The sequence below is a fragment of the Paenibacillus aceris genome (genome assembly GCF_017874035.1).
GTDB classification, from domain to species: domain Bacteria; phylum Bacillota; class Bacilli; order Paenibacillales; family NBRC-103111; genus Paenibacillus_E; species Paenibacillus_E aceris.
The window spans coordinates 421,651-445,482 of the sequence record NZ_JAGGKV010000005.1 but is presented as its reverse complement, the minus strand read 5'-3'; the positions used below and the strand labels follow the sequence as shown (position 1 = coordinate 445,482).

8 protein-coding genes are annotated in these 23,832 nt (G+C 45.0%); all 8 read right to left on the bottom strand.

The features are described 5' to 3' along the window. Positions 1–158: 158 nt before the first annotated feature. The gene (locus tag J2Z65_RS35250; protein ID WP_244999148.1) at positions 159–5,081 is read right to left on the bottom strand and encodes a dockerin type I domain-containing protein; all 4,923 of its coding nucleotides are present in this window, start codon (positions 5,079–5,081) and stop codon (positions 159–161) included. A gap of 315 nt (positions 5,082–5,396) precedes the next feature. Continuing rightward, positions 5,397–6,896, bottom strand: a complete 1,500-nt coding sequence (locus J2Z65_RS35875; RefSeq protein WP_167058689.1) for a response regulator — start codon at positions 6,894–6,896, stop codon at positions 5,397–5,399. After that, complete coding sequence (locus J2Z65_RS12660) at positions 6,893–8,659, bottom strand: cache domain-containing sensor histidine kinase (RefSeq protein WP_167058692.1); 1,767 nt, start codon at positions 8,657–8,659, stop codon at positions 6,893–6,895. Before J2Z65_RS12660 ends, J2Z65_RS35875 begins: the two co-directional genes overlap by 4 nt. A gap of 54 nt (positions 8,660–8,713) precedes the next feature. Further along, positions 8,714–9,529, bottom strand: a complete 816-nt coding sequence (locus J2Z65_RS12655) for a carbohydrate ABC transporter permease (RefSeq protein WP_167058695.1) — start codon at positions 9,527–9,529, stop codon at positions 8,714–8,716. Further along, positions 9,526–10,452: a carbohydrate ABC transporter permease gene (locus J2Z65_RS12650; RefSeq protein ID WP_167058697.1), complete on the bottom strand. Its 927-nt coding sequence runs from the start codon at positions 10,450–10,452 to the stop codon at positions 9,526–9,528. Before J2Z65_RS12650 ends, J2Z65_RS12655 begins: the two co-directional genes overlap by 4 nt. 133 nt (positions 10,453–10,585) lie before the next feature. After that, on the bottom strand, positions 10,586–11,911 hold the full coding sequence (locus tag J2Z65_RS12645) for an ABC transporter substrate-binding protein (RefSeq protein WP_167058700.1): 1,326 nt from the start codon (positions 11,909–11,911) through the stop codon (positions 10,586–10,588). A gap of 220 nt (positions 11,912–12,131) precedes the next feature. Then, complete coding sequence (locus J2Z65_RS12640) at positions 12,132–17,909, bottom strand: Ig-like domain-containing protein (protein ID WP_209855875.1); 5,778 nt, start codon at positions 17,907–17,909, stop codon at positions 12,132–12,134. 86 nt (positions 17,910–17,995) lie between these two features. Continuing rightward, positions 17,996–23,632 (bottom strand): RICIN domain-containing protein, encoded by a 5,637-nt coding sequence (locus J2Z65_RS12635; RefSeq protein WP_193580929.1) that lies wholly within the window; start codon positions 23,630–23,632, stop codon positions 17,996–17,998. Between the last annotated feature and the right edge of the window lie 200 nt (positions 23,633–23,832).

Sequence of the window (23,832 nt, the reverse complement as noted above, 5' to 3'; positions counted from 1 at the left end):
ACCATCGCTTGAATCAAGTTTATCATAGTACATTACTTGAAAATCTCAAAGTTTTAGTTACCATATTTTTCACAAAATAATCAATTTCGTACGAAAAGACAGCCCTGAACGTGATCGACGTTCAGGGCTGTCTCATTACTGAGAAAAGCTATAGACAACTACTGCTGTAAAGTAATTTTTTGCGCCACAGCCGCAAGATCGGTAATATCAATCACACCATCGTTATTGAGATCCGCGCTTGCTAGCCAGTTCGAACTGCTCCGATTTTCGCCATAGTGACTAGCCACAATAGCCAGATCGCCGATACTGTATCTGCCATCACCGGTCAGATCTCCTGGTATGGCAACATGGATCGACGCAAGGAAAGCCTGCAGCGATGCGTTCAAATCGGCATACGCTTGGTCAACTTGATCCGTTGTGGCTTCGGCATTGCCGGCTACGGTTTGTGCCTTAGCGATTGCCGCTTGTAGAGCTGCTTTCGATCCGGCTGGATATTGTCCAGCGTTGCTTCCTTCCTCAGCAGCGTCGTACTTCGCTTGTGCGGTTGATATCAGCGTATTCAGCGCCGATTTATCTACGGCCGTAATTTGTACGCTTAGGGACGCGCCTTGCACTTGCGTTTCTACGCCGTTGCCATCAGAGATGACCACGCCCGACAACGTGACGATGCTGCTCGCAGATTGCGCTGCAGGATTTACTTGGAAGCTCAGCTTCAAGATTGCTGCGCTGTTGCTGTCCGTGATAACATGGGCGGCGCCTTGACTCGCAGAGACGATGCGAATATGCCCCGGCGTTCCCGTCTGACTCACAAAAATACCATCGAGCAACGAAGTTACTGAGCCTAGCTGTAATTGAGCCGGGTCATAATCGACGCTCAATTCTTCGGCATATACGCCTCCGTTGATGCTTGCATTCAGATTGCTTAATCCGTAGGTCAGATCAAACGATTGGCCCGAATGAACGACACTCGTTCCCGTTAGGATCGAAGCTGGAGCAGCAACAGTGGATTTTGCTGGAACGATGACTGGAAGGCTGCCAGTAACCGCCTTGGTGTTGTCCGATGTCCGGGTCACTTCCAAGACAAGGTTAACCGTGGTCTGCACGCTTGGCGGAATAATGGTTCCATCGGTTTGGATGACTGCAGCATGATCAGTGCTCTTCACTACGATGCTATATCCATTCGGTACAGCTGGCAGCGTTAATCTCGTTGCATCCTTCGCAGGTGCCTCAATGCTTGTAATTCCTGCGGCAATATCCGCCGCTGTTGGCAGACTTGGCGTGCTATCCAAGCCAGTCAATCTCACATAGTCGATAACGAGGCTGCCCGGAGCAGTTGCCGTGAACCGCACTGCGTGATTTCCTGCCGTAAGCATGACATTTCCAAGATCAACCGGAACAAATACATTGGCTATAGCTCCGATCTGGTTAGTTGGAGTACCTATATTCGTTCCATCAAGAGAAATTTGAGCAGTCCCTCTGCCCGTAGTATTAGTCTTATACTGGTAGCTCAGATCATACGTACCCGCTACAGGAACATTGACAGTTAATTCGACATAACCACCAATAGCTAACGCACTTGTCTGCAGGTAGCTAGTTCCATTCGTTGATGAGGTCGAGAGCGTTACACCATTGCTTTTGGCAGCGGTAGCTTGTTGCGACTCTCCCTCGACTGTGATCACGTTCGGCACTAAAATTTGATAGTTTTTCGTTACCGTTCCATCCTCGGAAGTGACGACTAACACATCTCCGGAGACCAGTTGACCCGATGTCTTCGCATGATTACTTGAGTCCAACACGGCATAGGTCTGTGTTGTGCCATTCGTTGATTCCACTTGACCAACCAAGTTGCTTACAGTCGAACCCAAGAGTGCGGTAACCGTTGCGGATGCTGTATCCAGCGCTGTTAAATTTGCGTGTCCGGCCACTTTCAGCTGGATCGCCGTGTTGGTCAAATCCACAATGATTATGTTCGGATAGGCCTGGTTGCCTGTCACGCTTACTTTATCCATGTCCGCAAGAGCCGTAAGCTGGTTGCCCCATGAATTCATATAGTAGGAAGAATTCTTAACGGTAATATTGCTTGCATTTCTGAGCTGTAAGATATTCGGGTTGCCAGTCCCTTTGACCATTGTCATGCCATCCATCGTGGCATTTTTCACATCATCGAGCACGATCGCAAAACGATCATCATTTTTCTCAAAATTGGTTGTGACATTTTTGAACGACAAACCGATCACATGTTTTGCCCAGAATCCATAGGATGGTTGTTCCCCAATGTCTGAAATATTGTACTTCCCTACACCCATTTCTGGAGGACTTATGAGTGTATCCGCAAAGCTGTTTCCACCTTTCACTAAAACATCCACATTTTCAAAGTTTAGATTCTCAATGTAGCCAATATTGCGTCCGTCCGGAAGAACAGGTCCACCGTCTCCCACCTTATAACCGGCGATGATTGGCGCTGCCTTAGTTGTAGGATCTCCATTATATGCCTGCCATCTATTGTTCGGGTTGCTGTATGAACTTCCTTGATATACCTGTTCGATATTAACATCCTTAATGTAAATATTTTTGACCATTCCGATATTTACATTCGTGCTTAAAAGCTCATCTCTCGTTTTGCCATTTTCCACCCATTGCATGCGAGTGGCACTGCCGCCGATTGTACGTCCCCTATTTGAAATAGAGATAAAGAAAGGCGCCCGCGTACGTCTCATTTGTGCCTTATGATGCACCGTACCTGTCTTGCCATAATTCAAATACACATTTTCAACATGAGCGCCATCATTTGTTGAGATTGAGAAGCCCGCTTTATTTCCTGCCAGCACATAAATATTATCCACATAAGCATTTTTGATGTCATCTGCTGTTTCACTGCCAATTTGGAATAAATTACAATTCGTGTCACCGATAATATTACGAACATAGTAATCAGTTGCAGGTCTTGTAAAGCCTAACGCAGTATCACTGCCCGGCTTGACAATATCATCGGAAGAACCTCTGACATAAATATTTTTGGCTGTAACATAGCTGCTCTCCATATAGTCAAATACGTCTCTGGCGCTGCCGCTAGCATCTTTGCCATAATAAAAGTCATGCGTGTTGATATGATCAGTCCCGGTTGCAAGCAAAGCAAAATGTCCTGCTTTATCCACTCTGAGCATATTGCTAATGTCCGTATTCTTGACTTCATTGTTGCCGTCCGGGTCAATGCTTTGAATATAATAGGGTTGGTCTGTGGCAGGCGAGTTCGTCTCCTGGTACCACAGGTCAAGCCCGTTATCCAAACCGCCAAATTCGAAATTGGTACACAGCTTTACGGTAACCATCTTGTCAGAACGGCTGTCTGGTGCATTGTTCATGACCCCATCGCTGGTCGTTAGGTTATTATTCCCTGTAATTCTACCATTGCCGATGATCTTGATATTATCTAATCTTTCACCAAAAAACATCGTGTTTCTAAAGTAGTGATGACCTACGTCTTGCTTGGTCATGTAATTCTCAGGATCTTTGTAAGGGCCCGTCGATGTTGCGGATGTACCCGAGCGATATCCTAAATCCGAGAAGTACGTTGTCTCCGGCGCATCGCCGCCTTTTAAAGCAGAGATTGTTGCATCACTATTGACATATAGATACACATTACTTTGCAGATAAACGGTTCTCACATTGAACGTGCCATTTTCAAACAGCAGCGTACCGCCGCCCAAAGAATTCAGATACGATATGGCATCGTTTATCGATTGGGTGTCATCCGCTGTGCCATTACCTTTTGCGCCAGATAGCTTGGCATTGTATTTACCTGTATAAAATTTGGCGATATTCGAGTCTCCAGCGTTCTCTCCGCCCGTCGTGACTAGCTTAAAGTTATACTCCGTATTAGGCGTAAGGTTGGCTACATCCACCCTTGTTCCTTGAATGTCTATTGCAGCAGAACTATCTGCCCATGTCGCTCCTTTGTCTGTGGACTGCATCAACTTAATGGAAGTCGCATTTTTAGCAGCACTCCAACTAAAACTAGCCTTTGTATACGTATCACTGGTTTCCTTATACGTTAGATTCTTTTCTAATATTCTATTGAAGTTGCTGATTGTATTTACGACGTTTAAGCTCACTGCAAACGATGGGCTTGTTAATACTTCCGGCTCCGATGTCGTGTAGGAAGCTGTAAAATCGTAATTGCCTGCCGCTGCCATCGTCACACCTTTAAAGGTGATTTGAAGATCTGGACCATTGGCCGGCCTTAGATCAAGTCCATTAAAAGTAATAACTTGACTTCCGTCACTATTGTTAACAATAGCAACCGTGCCCACCTGCTGGAATCGGTATCCCGCACCCGTTCTGCCGATCGATTGTGTCGCAAGTCCTGAAAGCGGCACTTCGCCTCTGCCTATAACATTGACTGTTGTGTTATCCATCGTGGCTTCAATTCCTTTAGGAACATGAAGGACGACTTGGGTTGCCGGACTTCTCATTCCTGAAAAGAAGTTCAGCACGACGTCAGCTGGCGTATTTGCCGTTATCGTGTTGTTCACCAGCTGCATGGTTCCTCTCAGCGCTCCTTTTACAACATTTACCGTATAATCATGAGAGCTTAGTCCTGAACTAACCGTTAAAATATCACCTTGAGCAATCGGATCCGCCGCCACCTTTGTAGTCCCTGATGCACTCTTGACTGCATAACTTTGAGGAGCAGAAGTTTTGGAAGCGATTTGTGAAAGCAATCCCCCCACTGTGGAGATGGCCGTAGAGGTAAGTCCTTGCCCCTCAGCTGTATCCACCGTGTATCTATAGGTGTTGCCGAATGTAAGGTTAATCGAATCTGCTGTGATATCGCCAATATTTACACCTAATGCGGATGGCATAATGTCTGTATTCTCATTAAAGATTGGATCGGCAGCAGCAATCGTGTAAGAACCTGTAAGATTAGGCTGTCCAGAGGCTTTCATTTGAATCATCGTATTTGCACTCACTGCTGCCTGTACATGATTAGTAAATGTTGTTGAATAGCATACGCTGAATAGCATTACGACTGCCATCGCTTTGAATACTCTCTTAAAAACCATTGGAATTTTGAGTTTCAATGTATCCATCTCCTTTTTGAACGTGAAAGAATATTGTGAAATGCCGTGCAAGGAAAGCGCTGCCATTGTTAAAAACGAACTCCCTTTCTTTTTGATTTTTATTAAGGTATGCATATCTTAATAGTACTTTTATACCATAAGGCGCCAAAATCAATTAATAATATTTTACTGTTTTTGTTTGATATCTTTATATCTTTGATACGAACTGGATCGTTTTAGAAAAATAGCAATAGTTCGGAAAAACATATCCTATATAACACAAAAAAACAGTCTGATTAAATGTTCATTTAGTCAGACTGTTTAACGTTTCGGCCCCTACGATAGCTCCTCTTTCTTACTAACTGACTTTTTATAAACAGATGGGTAGCAACCTGTGAATTCAGTAAACAATTTAGTAAAGTGCCGAGTATTGGAATACCCCACCATCTCTGCGACGATTTGAACTTGTGATTGGGTGTCTGCCAACAATTCCTGTGCTTTGATTAATCGAAGCCTAGTTAAATATTTAATAAATGTATCACCCATTTTTTTATGAAACAACGTGCTTAAGTAGTTAGGAGTTACCTGTAACTCGTCAGCAATTTGTAGAATGCTAATATCATGCATAAAATTATTCTCTATAAAAATCAGTGTTTGTTCAATGATATTTTGGGGTCTCTCTGCTTTCCGAATATCATTCAGCAGACTTTGACCATGTTTCTTTAACTTATGGATCCACTCCATAGAATCATCCGAAGTCTTCAATTGACATTGTATCGTGTTAAATAAGTAGTGAGAAATTCCATTTCTTATCCATTCATTCTTACATAGCTCGTCGGTATCAAAAATCGTTTTGAGTTCGTGAAGCTTATTCATATAATTCGCATGTGAACGTTCATGAAAGCTCGCTACCAGTTTTTGAATTGTATAACACAACTTGAATGCATTATCGCTACTTTTCTTTATTAAATCCTGCAGCTTCCATTTTTTATTCACGCCATATAATATACGCAGAAATGAAAACGTTTGCAGATCGTTCATCAGTTCCTTGATGTCAGTGAAAGAACAATTTTCCGTCGATATCATCGTCAAACAAAATTCATACCCGGATATGCCCTGTAGAATGGGTTCAAATTCTTCGATCAAATGCTCAATGACTTTCCTGTATTTAGCTTCTTTTCTAAATGAGCAAATTAGAGCTAGCTCCCCATTTGGTAAAAATACAAAAGCACAACGGACATTCCTATCCCTTTTTTGATTGATTCGACGCTTTACATGCTGATAAAAAGTCCGAAGCTTGTTTGCCTGCTCATTTTCCGGTAATGCACTATCTACATAAAAAACTGCAATTGTAAACGACCAATCCGCACAATCGCCGAGCTCTTCTATGATTAACGCGGGATCCAACCCATTCACAATTGATATCATGGCAGATTCAAAACTATGATTGATAAAATCATTCTGGATCTTCAGTTTCTGATTGACCACTTCCAATGAGCTCTTAAGTTCCTCCATACCAACCGGTTTCAGTAAGTAATTCGATGCCCCTAACTGTATCGCTTCTTGGGCAAATGCAAACTCGGAATAACCAGTTAACACGATACTTTGCATATAGGGGCATTCATTTTGGGTTAGTCTGATGGCTTCAAGTCCAGAAAGATACGGCATCCGAATATCCACGATAGCAAGATCGGGTTGATGCTCCTTAATTAAATGGACCAGCTCATTCCCATCTGAAGCGATACCTACTATACTCCAGCTATCGTTGATTTCCGCGATCATGCTAATAAGACTCTCTTGAACGAGATATTCATCATCCGCAATTACTATTCTCACCCTTGAACCTCCTGCAATGGAATACGTATTACAACTTGAGTCCCCACATTGACCTCACTGCAAATGAAAAAACTGGAACTCGGAAAGGCAAGTCGCAAACGCTCCTTTACGTTGTTTAAACCGATATGAAGGCGAGAATCTGTAAGCGCTTGCTCAAAACCTAATCCATTATCTTTAACCATAATTTCGACGAAGTGCTTATCATCGCCTTTAAGTTCCTTGGCCGAAACGACTAATAAGCATGCGTGGTTAATCGGCTCCATCCCATGGATAATTGAATTCTCAACTAAAGGCTGCAAGAGCAGCTTAGGTATACTCATTTTCTCTAAGCAGGGCTCGCATTGAATATCGAATTCAAAGCCTTTTTTAGCAAAACGCATTTTTTGTAGATTACAATAGCTTTTTAGAAACTCAAACTCTTCTTTGATGGTCGACTGATCCGTGTTTAGCAGAATGTATCTTAACATCTTACTAAGAGAAATGATCGAGTGCTCTAACAATTCCTTTTGGCCCAATCGATTCAGACCAATGAATCCGTTCAATATATTGTACAAGAAATGGGGCTGAAGTTGTGCTTGCAAAGATCTGTACTCGGCATTGCGCAAACTCAGCTCTGTATTACGTAAATTTAATTGCGCTCTGTACTCACTGTCAATTAATAAGTTTAAATGTGAAATCATAGAATTTAGCGCTATGCCAAGTTGAGCAATTTCATCCTTCCCATGAATCTCCATTTGTTCATTAAATCTCCCTCTTTGCACCACTTTCATTAGCGAGGTCATTTTCTTGAAAGGTTTAATGATCCAACGGGAAAGAGAAAAAAATACTAAAACAGTAAAAAAGAGTCCCCCTAAACCAAATACAATCCCTATAATATTTACCCAGTGGAATTGAGACTGAATTGCAGCATTTGATATCAAAACGACAATATTCCAATTCGCTTTATCTAACTTACGCTGAATCATGATGTACGATTCGTTGTCATCCTTGATGGTCATCTGTCCTGATGCCACCTGGTCCAACATCTTCGACGACAGAGAAACTGTACTATATAAAACCTGATTGTGATCGTCCAAGATGGAAATGCTCGATTTTACATTAAAATGAATGCTTGTTACTATTTTCTGAAGAATATTGGTATCCGCATCGGCCATAATAAAAGCTAATTGTGCTTCCGTATCCGGATCTTTAATCATGCGAGCTACAGAAAAGACGTTCTCTGCCAATGGTTTAATTAAATAATCTTGGGGGTGCGAGCTGACAAAAACGGCTTTTCCGTTGCCTGTTAAAGCTTTCTTATACCAATCTTGTGAAGAAAATGGATAGGCATCGACCGAGTCTGATGAGGTGCCCACTTTTGAACCCATATACATTTTGTTGTCCTTGGCTATAATCATCGTACCCAAAATATCATTGCGGGTTATTCGCATATAGTTATCTAACGTGGTTCTCAATACCCTGTTTGATGTTAATAATGCATACAGATCCGTGCCGTCATGATTCGTGCTGGCTTTCTGTTTGAGAGCGTTCATGATGTCATCGTTTAAGTAAGGAATGATGGTTAATTGCTCAAGTTCGTCTAGATAGGTTTCAATATTTAATTTAAGCGAGGCTACGGTACTGTTCGTTTCATTCATAGAGTTGCGAATTATAATTTGTTTATAATACGAGGGCATAATAATGGTAATGACAATCGTCGGAACGATGATGGTGATCAGGTAGAGCATGGATAATTTGAACCTGAACGAATATGCAAATTTCATTGATGGTCCTCCACAGGAATCTCCACTCCATCATAGCAAATAATCTCTTATCTATCATCCTTTAACTGCTCCGGCCGAAAGCCCATGGATAAAATATTTCTGTAAAAAAAGATATAAGACAGCAAGCGGCAATGCGGCGATTACCGAACCGGCAGCGACCCAACCGACATTGTTCGTATATTGACCAAAGAATGCCGACAAAGCTACCGTAAAGGTTTGTGCGCTCGTTTTTTGCAAGAAGAAGATGGAGAATTGGTAGTCGTTCCAAATGTTTACGCCATTTACGATGATCACTGTAGCGGTTACCGGCTTTAAAAGCGGCAAAATTAATTTAAATATCACGCCCAAACGGGTGGAACCGTCCATTAAGGCCGCTTCATCCAACTCTCTGGGAATCGAGCTAATAAACCCGGTGTATAGAAAAATCGTAATGGGAATATAAAAAGTGACATGCAAGAGAACCATTCCCCAATACGTGTTCAATGCGCCGAGACTAACGTAAAATTTATATAAGGGAACTAGAATCGTTAACGGCGGAACAATCAGAGCCGCAATAAATACCGTGTACATGAAGCGATTCCAACGAGTACGATAACGAGCCAACGGATACGAGGAAATCATACCTAGCAGGATAAGCACAAGAATCGTGAGCCCCGTAATAACAACATCATTAATGAACGCAGAACCAAGATGAGCACGCGTCCAGGCATCCTTAAAATTATCTAGATATAAGTAATGGGGGGGACTCCACTTAGAACTCAAATCTGAATCTTTTTTTAAAGATGTCGTGAGTAGGACATAAAAAGGCAGTATATGAGCGATGCAAATCAGTATGGTTACGATGTCCATCCATTTTTTTACCGGTTTCATAGCTCCAGCTCCCTTTTTCTTAAGAAATAAAGTGCAGAGAGGCTGATGATAGAAATTAGCACAAACATCAATATCCCAATGGATGATGCGAACCCGGCATCCTGCCGTGTAAAATATTGTCTATACATATAGGAAGACAAGGATGACGAAGCGAAGCCGGGCCCGCCTTTCGTTAATGACATAATGACGTCGTACAGTCTCAAACCTCCAATTAAGTTTAAAACGACACTTATGGTGATCGCTGGTGACAGTAAGGGTAGTGTTACTTGCTTGAACTTAGAAAAGGCAGAAGCGCCATCTATATCAGCAGCCTCATAATAATCTTTGGGAATCGTTTGGAGCCCAGCCAAAAAAATGATCATCGCGATTCCGAGAAATTGATATGTATTTACAAATGTGATCATCCACACATTGATTTTCGAATTGGCTAATAAGTCAATCGTTTCTTTTTGGAATAGATGTATGATATCGTTTATAGCTCCGCCATTATATTGGAAGAAGAAGTACCAAATATACCCCATAATTAACGGACTTATAATCACCGGCAAGTAAATGATCGTTTTGGCAATGCCAGCGGTACGCATCTTATAATTTAAGAATAGTGCATACATCAACCCAATTAGATTTTGAAAAAATGTGCTGCCTATCCCATAAATAAATGTATTTTTAATAACGATCCATACATCCTGCTCCCCAAGCATCCTGCGGTAATTGCCAAAGCCAAACCATTTCCAAGTTTGGGAAAACCCATCCCAATCCGTGAAAGAAATTTTAATCCCGTTTAGTAGCGGGTACACAATAAACGTAAGCAGAAGCACAATTGTCGGTAAGTATAGAAAATTGAGCCAAACAGGTGAACTAAACCTTCCCCGCCTTTTCAGGGGGATACGCTTTTTTGTATAAGTAGTATCTATAGATTCCATTGCTTTCCCTCCGTTCAGTTGAGGCGTCCCAAATCATGTTTTTAAAAATTCCCGCACCACTTCCTTATGGTACGGGAATTTTTCATCATTCAGTTTGACAACCCTATATTCGATTCAGTTCCATTCCTTGAATTTACTTTCTATTTAAACGGGCTACGTTCTCTTTCATAACGTCACTGTATTTCGCTGGTGTAATATGTCCGGCGATTAAATCCAAACCGGAATTACACATGACATCCCACATACCGCTTGGCAGGTAGACACGGTCAAAATAAGGGAAGACGCGAATCGATGAATATTGATCATAAAATGAGGCAAATTCATGAGTTGCAGTTACACCTTTCAAACCGGCTGGAAGTTTCATAACATTTGCGATTTTAGCCATGTTTTCTGGTTTAGCATAGAAAGCAAGCAATTTTTTGGCTTCATCGATGTGCTTGGAATCTTTCCAAACTCCCATGGTATCCCTTTCTCCACCGGAGAAGCTTGGTTCGTCACCGGCGACCATAGACGGTACAGGCATAATACCAATCTTAGTATCCTTGTTGACTTTATAGGCATCATCCGCAAAGGAAGGACCACCCATGAAGAAGGCTACTTTATCTGTCGCAAACAACTTGGCCAGATCTGTGTATTTCGCTGTTATCACATCTTTATTCATGTATCCTTTATCAAACATTTCTTTGAATTTTGCAGGCAGCGGCGTCCATTTCGTCCAATCGAAACTGCCGTCCAGCAGTGCGCTAGCCGAGTTTTCCTTCGGTGAAATTAACAATGGGCTTGCAAATTCGTCAAAAAACTGCCCGACAGTCCAGTTATCAGCCCCTGCATAATAGAATGGAGTAACATCCCCATTGCTTTGCGATTTAATTTTATCTGCAGCAGCTAAAAATTCGTCAATCGTTTTTGGAACATCAACATTATATTTTTTTAGTACATTCACGTTATAAGAGATCCCATCTTTTGCTTCACTGATCGGAAGCACATAGACTTTTCCGGATTTGTCGGTAACTACGTCCTTGATGGTATCCGTCATTTGCGGTACCCAGCTTTCAGCTTTCAAATCGGTTAAATATTTGCCATACCGAATTTGCGCCCAGCCATGAGTATCGAATACATCCGGCAGCTCATTGGCCGCCATTTTGACTTTCAAAACATTTTCATAATCACCTGGGAATTGCAAGTCCACTTGAATGTTTGGATTTTGCTGCTCAAAATCTCTTGCAATCTGTGTGTAGGCGTCTTGACCAGCCGGGCTCGTCACGTACATGAATGCGGATAACATCACTTTATCCTGTTTGGAAGGTGTTGGAGTCGTTTTATCACCTGCAGGTGAAGCGCTTACAGCTGGTGAAGCAGAAGAGGCAGAATTTGAATTCGTACTGGAACTGCATCCCATTAACGCCAATGATGATACAAGCATCAGGGCAGTTACAGTAAAAAACGGTTTTTTGAACATGTGAACCCTCCCGTTATTTTTAGTTGTAGTCAACCTATAAGTTGTTGACCGTTAAACCTATCATAGCATCGATATTACGGCTTTCGTGAGACATAATACTACTATAAATGTGCTAATTTTTAATGTGAGCGTCTAAAATAAGATTCGAAACCATGGAAGAACGCTCTCCTATCATTTACAAAAAGGAGGAGGCATTCAGCCGCCCCCTCATTCAAATCTGTTAATTAGACAAAATTTCTCTTGCTACAGCTGCAAGGTCCTCGATGTTGACTTCGCCATCTCCGTTGACATCTGCCTGTTTGAATTGCTGCCAGTCTGCATCAGTAGACGATTTGCCATAAGCGGCTGCTACAACGGCCAAGTCACCGATACTGGTTTTACCGTCGCCGTTCGTATCAGTCACAGCATGTTGAAGGATAGCGTTTGTAAATCTTTGCAATGCCGCACTCAAATCGTTTACGGCTTGATCGACTTCCGCTTGCGTTGCCCCAGTGTTCACGAGCACCGCATTCGCGTTGTCAATGACAGCTTGCAGCTCTGCTTTCGCCCCTGCCGGATATTGGCCTGCTGCCGTTCCTTCGACTGCCGCATCATGTTTGCTTTGCGCGTCCGCGAGCAATGCGCTGAGCGCTATTTTGTTCACGAGAGTAATGGTTACGTTGTGTGACGCATCATTCAGATGCGTTTCTGTTCCCCTTTCATCCGCGATTACAACATTCGATACACCGACAGAAGCACTCGTCGATTGTGTCGATTTCGCATTGAATTTCAAGGTCAACCAAGTTCCATTGGATTGATGATCCGCTCCAATGTTGGCTGTAATCAGATGGATCTGGCCAGGTGTCACCACTTTACTAAGTATTGTAAATCCTTCTTTGAGCGAATCCACAGAGACAAAGTCCAATTGCTCCTGCGGGTAAGTTACCGTGATGTCCTGCGCGTAAACATTCTGGCTGATCCCGCTTAGCCCGTAGATCAAATTGAACGATTGTCCGGAATTCACCGAATCCACACCTGTTAATGTTACCGTCGGTAACGTCACAATCGTTTTTGCAGGCACGACTACAGGAAGGCTTGCCGTATCCGCCTTCGTTCCATCCGAGGTTCTCGTAACCTCTAGGACGAGCTGTACCTCACTATCGGCAGTTGACGGCGTAATGGTCCCATCCAGTCCGATGACAGCCGGATGATCCGAGTTCTTGATCGCTACGGTAAATCCGTCAGGTACCGTCGGCAATGTTAAAGACGTAGCGTCTTTTATAGGAGCCTGGATTGACGTAATGCCGTTAGCAACCTCCAAGGCGCTGCCCGGTGCTACCTGGAGCCCTGCAATAGCCAGTTGAAGATTTGCCGCAGCCGTATCAATTTCAGCTTGTGTGACAAACGTACCGGCGTTCGCGCTGATCGCGTCGGCTAATGCCGTCTGCAAGGCTTCCCAAGTTAAATCGGTATAATTTTCCTCAACGAGAGATTGGGCCGTATCCAATGCATTCCCAAGGGCTGTTTTATCAAAATTATTGTACAGTTGGAATTCAGCCACATTCGCATGCGACGTGCTAGTGCCCAACCAACGGTAGTACCGGTAGGCCGTCGTCGTATTGATTACTTTTACGTACCAGGATGAAGAATTGGCGGTACTAGGATTGTCCATAATGGTATACAAATCGACAAATCCACTAGTAGCCGATGTATTCGATCCTTGGAGTTTGGCTTGGTAAATCCTAGCGGCATTCGTTCCACTGCGCGGCAAGAATCGAAGCACATTAACCGCTACAGGTTTGCCAAAATCCCATCCCACGTACGGAGTGGTAGAACTATGGTCGTAGAAAGTACTCGGATTGCTGTCAAAAGCGTTTGGCGGCGGGTAAGATCCACTACTCGTTGAGCCAAAGGCACTGCCTTTCCCATTATTGTTAACTGTTAAATTCGGCGTGGGAATCATTTGACTGAAAGTAATGAGCATACTATCCGAAACACCAAGACTAGACTGAGCGGTAACTTTATAGGTACCTTCGCTAGTAGCGTACAAAATGCCACTCGGATCGATTGATCCCGTTGTCGTTATCGAACCGTCCGGTTGGGTGACCGACCATGTCCGACTGCCCGAAGCTTGCAGCTGAACAAAGCTGCTGCCATATATAGTAGCGGAACCCTGTGTCATATTGACAGTCGGAATGCTGCCACTCGATACCGGCGCTTGGATTTGTTTGCTCATTGCCGTTTGCAAGGCGGCAGTAGCATTATCTATATCCACTTGTGTGGCGCTTCCATCATTATTAATGTTCTGCGCAACAGTAAGTGCCGACTGCAAATTAGTCCAATCCTGCTGTGTGCTGAAATTGGCTGCCGTTAACTGAGCAGCGCTGTTGATTGCAGCTATAAGCGCGCTTTTGTTTAACAAGCTGACTACGATTGCCTTGCTTGGATCAATACTTCTAATGCCCTCATTCAAAGCAATTGCCGCAAACAACGCAGTATCCCTGCTTATATTCGTTGTTGAATATCCCGCATATTTCCCCTTCACGCCCAAGGCGTTGATAAAAGCTTTCTGAAAACTTTCCTGTTTACCTTCCCAATTCGGGCTTCCTGAAATCTGTTTAAAGCCGCCGCTCGAGGTTGTATCGCTCGTGTAAGCCGAAATCGATTTGGCAGCGGTTAAAACAGAAGCAAGCGCGGCATCCCCGCTGTTATCCGTTCCCGCAGCCGTAACTGTAACCGTACACGTAATCGGCGGTAAGCTCGAGTCAGCCATACTTGTACCGGTTATTGTGACTGTGCCCGTTCCTCTCGCGATAACCAAACCGTTCTTATCGACCATCGCAATGTTTGGATTACTGGAGAACCACATGATTCTCTTGTCGTAAGCATCGCTTGGCTGTACGGAAGCCGTAAGCTGCAACCTGTTTGTGCCAGTAATTTTTGAATTATCAGAGGCCGAACTGGCGGGTCCATAGATGGTTGCTGTCGCTGGGCTGACCATCGAGAGGCTTGTAGGAACGCTGGAGACGTCCGCCACCTTCACTTTAATGGACTGTCTTACGCCCGCGTCCTGCACGCTCGTTGCGGTGACGGTTACGTTGGCAACCTTGTTTGCGCCTGTGCCAACCGCTTTGATTGTCGCTGTATTGCCGTTGCCCGTAACGGTTACAATGCTGCTGTCCGAGGAGGTCCAAGTAACGGTATCGCTCGGGTTCCCGTATGTTGTCGCTGTGACGGTATTGGTATCTGCTCCATTCGTCCCCTTATAGATCAAAGTCGCCGAGTACTGACTCAATGTAATACCCGAAACATGAGGGGTAGAGATGAGGTTATTATTCATAACCATATATCTTGTGTCTTTCTGTGCGTCAAAAACAATCTTTCCACCAGTTATGGCGTAATCCACGTTAGCACCCAATGTTTGGTCCGAATTTACAACCTGAATGACAGGCATACCCGTTGACCATGGGTTGACAAGTGCTATTTTGCCATCGCGTTTGCTGTTCAGATCGACGTATGAAACCGATTGTGTGTCTGCATTATAGGCGCTGGACACTTCTACGTTCCCCATTGCGCCAAGCCTTTCATAGCTGACAGACTTTGACATATCCCAGTTCGGGAATGCCCATATCGTACTTGGTACACTCGGAGTGGTATTGCTCTGCAAGAGCATGGAATTCAACCCTTCCATTGCCCCAATCGTTTCTACCGCGCCACCGCTTTGCAAATAACTGAGGTTGCTCGTTCTAAGTTTTGAGCTTGCTGCTGTTTTAAATTTGGAAAGCAAATCTGCCGCCGGCCATCCAGCTCTTGCAGCAATCGGATAAATCTTTGGAAAGCCGTTATTTTGGCTGCTCCAACCCCCGAAACTGCCAGCAGACCATGCATTCATGTACGTAAGGGTATTGATAACCTTTTGCAACAGCTCTTTGTCGCCGTCCAGCATTTGAACATTTTCAAACGGGAATACGACACCTTCAAGCTCAACTGGCTGGTCGCCCGGTTCAATCATATCGACATGCGCCTGATTGGGGGACTGATAATCGGTAGCGATGAGAGTAGGGACAAAGTTACTGTTGTTAGCCGTGTTGAATATGCCCTTGGGAAGATTAGCTTCCGGGAAAGAAGTATGGTCTAAGAGATCCTGCCAGCGGCTCAAGTTGGATGGGTCTTCGCCAATTTCAGCGGCATGCTTTATTAAGAAGTCCGACATAAACTTGATAGCGCCCATGTCCAAATCCGGGTTAATATCAGCGGCATCGCCTTCATGGATAGAGGAGCCGATAACGGAATAGTGGTATTGGCCGTTGCCGTCATCCGTTTTCAACACATAGGAACTGTAAAAGGTAAGCAGCTGTTTCAAGTATGGATAAAGCACCGTTCGCAGATAATTGTCATCCAGTGTGTATTCGTAGTAGAAAATCATTGGAACGGCTGCAAACATGCCGTTCGACTTCTGGTCAGTCGAGCCTGAGTTGAAACCATACATCTTAGATGATGATTTCGCGTTCAGAGAAGGCTGCTCATTGGCCATGACATGGAAGGGAGATAACGTTCTTACATGCACGGCTCCATCATGATTCTGTTGGGCGGCATTGTTTATTTGCCACGGCAGGTCATAGGCTATCACTCTGTTGTAAGGAATCGCGGTCTCGATCCGGTTGACCGAACCCGACGCATAATACTGGGCTTGCTGGTTATAGTTCAAGAAATACCTGCCGCCCCAACCCACATTGTCGGCGGGAATCCATGGACCGTACATCGAGCCCGGAAGATTCTGCTGATTTACTTTGCCGTTCGGGCTTGTCGGCCGGTTCGAGCTGCCTAGAATGTAAAGCGAACCGTAATAGTACTGATTAAGAGCAGCATCGTTAAACTGAACATAGCTTTTCAACCAATAATTTTTCCACCAGTTTAAATGGTCGCTTTTCAGCTGAGCTACAGCCTCTGATGAGGTATAGGCGGAAAGTCCGGTTTTGGCATCCGCCTGAACACCCGATACACTCTTAATGCTGTCGTACGCGCCGCTGCTGCTTGCGAAATAGGTAACTAAATAAACCGTATTGCCTGCATTTACTTGAAAATCGCCTGACTCGCCGAGGGAGTTATAATATTTTCCTTTGTTGCTGTCGAAATAATCATTGGCTTCGGTTTTTTCTTTCAAATTGGTAAGTGAAGCGCCAACTACGGTCGTTGCGGTCGCCATTCTGCTTCTGAAGTTGCTGGTGTTGCCGCCGCTTCCTGCGTTGGTATCTCTTGTGGTCCAAAGCACAGCGTTAGATCCCGTTGAATCGATGCCGCCTGTGTATGGGTAAGTGCTATTCGCATCCGTCAAATCCGTCGCGCTTGAATTGGCATAAGCCATGGCGGGAACCCATTGCTTCGTGTTCAGCGTTACTCCACCAGTGCCTTTGTTCGTGATTTCAGTTACAAACACATTGTCGGTGTCCGCTGTCCATGAATTCATTTGGATTGCCGCATCATTGCCTGTATCGTCCTTGATCTGCATATTCGTGATGATTTGCGCATTTAAAATGTCTTGCTTCATATTAAAAACAGATGCCGCCTGGCTTCCCGAAGCCGTCGTAGGCCAAATATCAAGCCCGCCCCCGGATAAAATACCTTGATTATCTTTGACCGAAGTGCCTTGGGCATGAAGTGTTCCCCAGAAGTCGTTTTTCCCGAAATAGAACTGTTGAGAAGTCGTAGACACGCCCGCAGCAATTGCACCGATGTCGCCATTTCCAATGAGCTGTCCTGATGTGTAGTTGCCTTTATCAAGAGAGCTGATTTGCTGAGGAGTTGTGATCGATCCATAGATGCCTGACAACCTATTCTGGAGATTAGACCAATCATCTTGATTTAAGTGATCGACAACGGCCTGCGGCGCGGTGAAGCCCGAATCCGCTAATGCGATGGGAGTAACGCCCATAAGGCTAGTTAGGCCTGTGAACGTTAATGGAAACAGCAGCATCGCGGAAATGGTCCTGCGCATAGGCTTAATCTTTGTAACTATCATGTGTTGCCTCCTTTGAATTTAATCTTTGCCCGTGCCCTCGTTTAAACAAGGGGGAGGCAACAGCCCGCCCCCTCGTTCACACGCCGTTAGTTCGTCAGAATTCCTCTTGCTAAAGCGGCGAGGTCATCAATGTCTACCTTACCGTCTCCTGTGACATCTGCATGCTTAAATTGATTCCAGTCTGCATCGGCAGACGTTTTACCATAAGCGGCTGCAACAACGGCTAAATCACCGATACTGATTCTACCGTCGCCGTTCGTATCATTCACAGCATGTTGAACGATCGAATTTGCAAATGTTTGCAGGGCCGCGCTCAGATCGCTTACCGCTTGATCTACTTCCGCTTGCAGGGCTCCGGTGTTCGCGAGCACCGCATTCGCGATGTCGATGGCGGCTTGCAGCGCAGCTTTTGAGCCTGCCGTGTGCTGTCCAGGAAGCGTTCCTTCATCTGCTTCGTCGTGTTTGCTTTGCGCATCTGCGATCATTCCGCTGAGCGCTGTTTTGTCCACGAGTGTAACGAGTACGTTGTGCGACACATCATTTAGATGCGTTTCAATTCCACTCTCGTCTGCAATTACAACATTCGATACCCCGACAGAGGCACTCGTCGATTGGGTCGATTTCGCATTAAATTTCAAAGTCAGCCAAGTTCCGTTCGCTTGATGATCCGCTCCAATATTAGCTGTGATCAGATGGATTTGACCCGGTGTCACAGCTGATTGGATAATCGAAAATCCAGCCTTCAGCGAATCCGCAGACACAAAATCCAACTGCTGCTGCGGGTAAGTGATCGTGATATCCTGCGCATACACATTCTGGGTGATCCCGCTCAGCCCATAGGTCAGATTGAACGATTGACCGGCATTAATCGCATCAACACCGGTTAAGGTTACCGACGGAACAGACACAACCGTTTTTGCAGGCACAACGACCGGAATGCTGACAGTCACTGCTTTTGAATTGTCAGACACTTGGGTCACTTCCAGAACCAGATTTACCTTAGTGCTCACGCTTTGAGGAACGATGGTCCCATCCACCCCAATGACAGACGGTTGATCCGAGCTCTTAATTGCGACAAGAAAACCATCCGGTACAGCTGGCAGCGTCAACGTAGCAGCGTCCTCCGCAGGCGCCGCAATCGATGTAATTTCGGCGGCTACCGATGCTGCACTTGCAGCGCCGACACCGATTCTATCCAAATCCGGCGCATATGCGCTATCGTTATAAAACTTTATCGTGTTGACACCCGCATTAAGCTGCACTTTGATCGATGTTGTAGATACCGTGTTGAAATCTACACCGGTCAGAGGGAGCTGCGTTCCCGTACCTCCGTTTATACTGATAAAGAATGTTCTAGAGTCGGTTGTCAAATAATCAATTTTCAAGGTGTACTGACCTGCAGCTGGCACAGACACGTTGTTGAATAACACATAGTTAGCAGCTGCGTTGCCAATAAATCCAGCTTTTTTCCCGCTTGAGCACAACGCGCAGTTCGAAACTTTCGTTGCCGCACCGGTACCGCCAAGCGTTGCCGATTCCGCTTCAAAATAAGCCGTAATTACATTTTTAGCCGGCACAACGACCGGAATGCTCACGGTAACAGATTTGGTGTTGTCATAGATTCTGTTAATTTCAAGTACGACGTTAACGGTCGTTTGCAAGAAAGGCGGCTTAATAACGCCGTTCGTCGTCAAAACACCCGGATTGTCCGTACTCTTGATCGTTACGGTATAACCGGCAGGCACCGATGGCAACGCTAAACTCGTTGCGTCCTGTGCCGGTGTAACAATCGCCGTAATCCCGCCAGCAACATCTGAAGACGTCAGATCCGGCAAATTCGTCTCTGCGGATGGCTGGCTTTCGCCTATCCCGTTTACGGCTGTTATTTGATACGCATATTTAATGTTGTCATCGATTTGCGCATTCGTATCCGTATATCCGATTCCGGTCACGTTCGAAGCGATTTTCACATAACTGCCGCTTCCATTCAACACCGTTTTCCGATAAACCGAATAGGAGGCTGCTCCGTAAATGCTGTTCCAGCTCAATTGAACCGTGGCAGCTGTGGTCCGGGATACGCTGACTCCATCAGGTGCGGCTGGTGGTACTGAAAATTTCGAAGTAAACGAGAATACGCCGATCACGTTTTCCACGCCGTTTTGAATAGCTGATAATTTCCAGTAGTACTGTTTATCGTTGCTGAGTCCTGTCACACTGCTTGAAGTAGAAGCAACGGTGCTGTTATATGCAATGTTCGAGAATGCCGTATCTTCGGCAACTGTCAGTCTGTAGCTGTCCGCATTCACCTGAGCAGGCCAACTAAAGTTGATCGATACCGCATCGATATCTGCGGCTCCGTTCGCCGGCGTAACCTGCAGAGTGGATACTGGTGTTACCTTAATCAATTTGGCACCATGCGCAGGGACGCTAGCTGTGAAGCTTGTATTGATAATCCCCAATTCCTTGTGGCTCCATAAATCTCTAATAAAAGCATCTCCTTGAATACCGAGGGTAGACCAATTCGCCGTGATGCTCGCAGCAGCCGTGTTTAAATTAAACAGGCCAATATAATAGGAGCCGTCCGCAAGCTTCTTCTTCCACACCTGCGTGCTATTCGAGTTGGAAACCTGCGTTCCGGCCACCGCGCTCTGATCCACTGCAATGACTTCATCATTCGTTAACAGCCCTAAGCCATAGCTGTCTGTATGCGTCAAGTCATCGCCGCTATCCAGTGGAGCGGAGGCCATTGCCCATAGTGACATATAGGCTTGTTTTTCGTCATTCGTAAGTCCGTCATTACTTCCACCCGCGACGTCGAGTGAATCCAGATCGTTCCAACCTCCAGGTCCTGCATATTGAGCCCAGGATGCCGCACTTCCAAATCTGCCGGATACATGCGACCAATCCGTTAAGGTCGTGCAATAGCATTCGACATCTCCCTGCGTTCTCCAGCTGTTGGCATATTGCTTCCAAGTAGAGGCATAAGCGATATTCAAATTGTTGGATAAAGCCATGACAATAGGACGCCCTGTGCTTCTAAGCGCTTGGGACCAAGCTTGGATGTCAGGAATATCAGCGTCGCCGACACCATCGATTTTCAAATAATCTGCGCCATAGGATGCGAACAGGTTAGCCCAAGAATTAACATACTCTTGCGCGCCGGGCTTCGAGTAATCGATATAGTACATCCCTTTGAAATTATAGTTCTTCTCCGTTTTAGACGTGTCGGCAATATCTGCCGCATGGTAAGGCGTTCCTTCAATCGGCGTATTTTGTGTCACTGCGCCTTTGGGAATACCAGGGGTTACATACACGCCAAATTTCAAGCCCAAACTGTGTATATAATCTCCCAGAGCTTTCATTCCGCTCGGGAATTTGGCTGGATCTACAACCCATCGGCCATATTGATCAACGACTGTATTGTAGTCGAGCGTGTAAAAATCATCGAGATTAATATACAGGTAACCATGCGATTTAAGATTTGCAGCCATGAAATCGGCTTGCGCCTTAATATTATCTTCTGTAGGAGTCTTTCTGATGAAACTCCAACTGCTCCAACCCAAAATAGGTTTTTGAGCCAAGCCGTTAGCTGCAGTCGGACTCAATGCAGGCACGACGACCGGAATGGCGCTCGTTTCCGCAGTCGCGTTGTCGGAAGTTCTCGTTACCATCAATACGAGCGATACGGTTGTGGCTGCACTCGGCGGTGTAATGATTCCGCTTGTCGCAATAACGCCTTCATTCGTGGAACTCTTAATAGCTGCCGTATAGCCAACCGGCAAGGTCGGCATCATCAAATGCGTGTAATTAACAGCCGGAGCCGTAATCGATAGTCCAGCAGCCAGGTCTGACAATTCCTTACTGGTGATTAACGCAGGTACGACCACCGGAAGACTCATTGTATCGGCTGTTGTGTTATCTGATGTTCTTGTAACGGTCAACACCAGATTTACAGTGGTACTTGAACTCTGGGCAACTATCGTTCCGTTCGTTGCAATGACGCCTGTATTATCTGAGCTCTTAATCGCTACGGTATAACCAGCAGGTACAGTTGGCAGCGTCAAGTAGTTCGCGTTTGCCGCTGGAGCCGCAATCGACACAATCCCTGCCGCAATATCCGCAGCCGTTATTGCATGAAGCTGAAATTTCATACTATCTGCTGAGGAATTCGTCCGTTGTTCTAACTGGGTTCCGTTATCTGTCGAATTTCCCGGCACATTTAAAACCAATCCGCTTTTTTTGTTAATCAGCTCATAAAAACCGGTGCCGGCATCCACGATCTGCCACAGATCATTGCCACTTGAGCCAAAGGACCACTGAAGAATAAGCCCACCGTCTGTTAGAACTGCGCTTTGAACTGCCATCACTTTGCCGCTCAATGCATTAGTAAATTTATAATAGCCAGGGGTTGCACTATTTTCTGAGACGATCCACTCTTCATTATGGGAATGGCTGTCTTCCTGTTGAACGACAAGGCCCCCATTTGCCAGCGCATTCGCATCGTTTTTGACAGCAATAGTCTTCATGCTATTTTTATTAATCATCTTATAGGTTGAACCCGATATGATCCCGCCTGTTCTCGCCGGAACAACCAATGAAATACTTCCGGTATCCGCTGTGGAACCGTCCGATGTTCTTGTTACCGTCATTACGAGCGTGACAGCTGTGTTTCCGGGCGGAGGAGATATCGTTCCATTCGTCGCAAGGACGCCCGTATTCGTCGAACTCTTAATCGCTACGGTGAAACCGGACTGCACGTTCGGCAGTGCCAATGACGTTGCATTTTGCGCAGGAGCCGCAATTGACGTAATGCCAGCCGCAACAAATACTGGTGTTAAAGCTGGCACAGTGATCGGAATAGTGACGGTATTCGCTGTAGTGTTATCCGTCGTTCTAGTTACTTTCACGATCACATTTGCAGTCGCGTCAGTTAATTGAGGATGAATCGCTCCGTCAAGTCCAACCACCGCTGGATTATCCGAACTAAGTACACTAAAAGCAAATCCGGCACCTGCTGGATATTTTAATGCCACATCCGTATTCGTAATTAGGAAAGATGTTATTCCTGACGCAATTTGATCCGCCGATTTCAACACTAGACGAGCCATTGCCCAATCGCCTGCTGAGCTTGTTGCATTCAGCGTAGTCATCGATAACGTCAATACATTTACATTAGATATATCAACATCTACCTCTTGGTACTTAGCAGTTGAATCTGCTTTTGTCGTCATCGTACCACTGTCAAATAGCGTTACCCCGTCACCAAGTAGTTGAAATTGGATTTGCGTAGGCAAATTTGTATTTGAGTACGTATATCCATCAGGTCCAACCAAAGATTTAAAGCGGGCAAAGCTTTTGTTCACGTTATATTGAACGGCCGTTTTGTTACCGACGGTACTGCCATTCAAGTTGATACCTTTTGTAAATGCGGTGCAATTATTGTTACAAGGATCTGCATCAACACCGCCAACGGATGCGAGCTTAATCGGAATCTGCGGCGTCGTGGTATGAGATCCCCGATCCTTATTCACCGTGCCGTTGTAACCTGACCCTGTCAATGTGGTATAAGGCAAATCGCTAAAAAATAAATCAGTCGCCGTATTAATTGCAGGCTGCGGGACAGGTGCTGCAGCCGCAAACGATTTCCCAACAGGCGTCAAAAATCCTGTCACAAGCAAACAAATCACTAAAAATCCGGAAAACCATCTTCGTTTACTCAACATCCTAATCACCTCGTAAATGTTAGTCTGAAGATATCACTATTTGCCGCTTTAATTTCTATGTATGATCTGAATCACCCCCAACCAGCGATACACTTTGTAACTTATAAGGTAGATTGAATCCGCATGAAATGTTCTTTTAAAACCTATTATAATTGAAATGAAAACGCTATCGTGATACACAAAACTACAGCAAATGTATG

Excerpts from the sequence above, each read along its gene's own strand:
- J2Z65_RS12645 (WP_167058700.1), bottom strand. The coding sequence starts at position 11,911 with ATGTTCAAAAAACCGTTTTTTACTGTAACTGCCCTGATGCTTGTATCA.
- J2Z65_RS12650 (WP_167058697.1), bottom strand. The coding sequence starts at position 10,452 with ATGGAATCTATAGATACTACTTATACAAAAAAGCGTATCCCCCTGAAA.
- J2Z65_RS12655 (WP_167058695.1), bottom strand. The coding sequence starts at position 9,529 with ATGAAACCGGTAAAAAAATGGATGGACATCGTAACCATACTGATTTGC.
- J2Z65_RS12660 (WP_167058692.1), bottom strand. The coding sequence starts at position 8,659 with ATGAAATTTGCATATTCGTTCAGGTTCAAATTATCCATGCTCTACCTG.
- J2Z65_RS12640 (WP_209855875.1), bottom strand. The coding sequence starts at position 17,909 with ATGATAGTTACAAAGATTAAGCCTATGCGCAGGACCATTTCCGCGATG.
- J2Z65_RS12635 (WP_193580929.1), bottom strand. The coding sequence starts at position 23,632 with ATGTTGAGTAAACGAAGATGGTTTTCCGGATTTTTAGTGATTTGTTTG.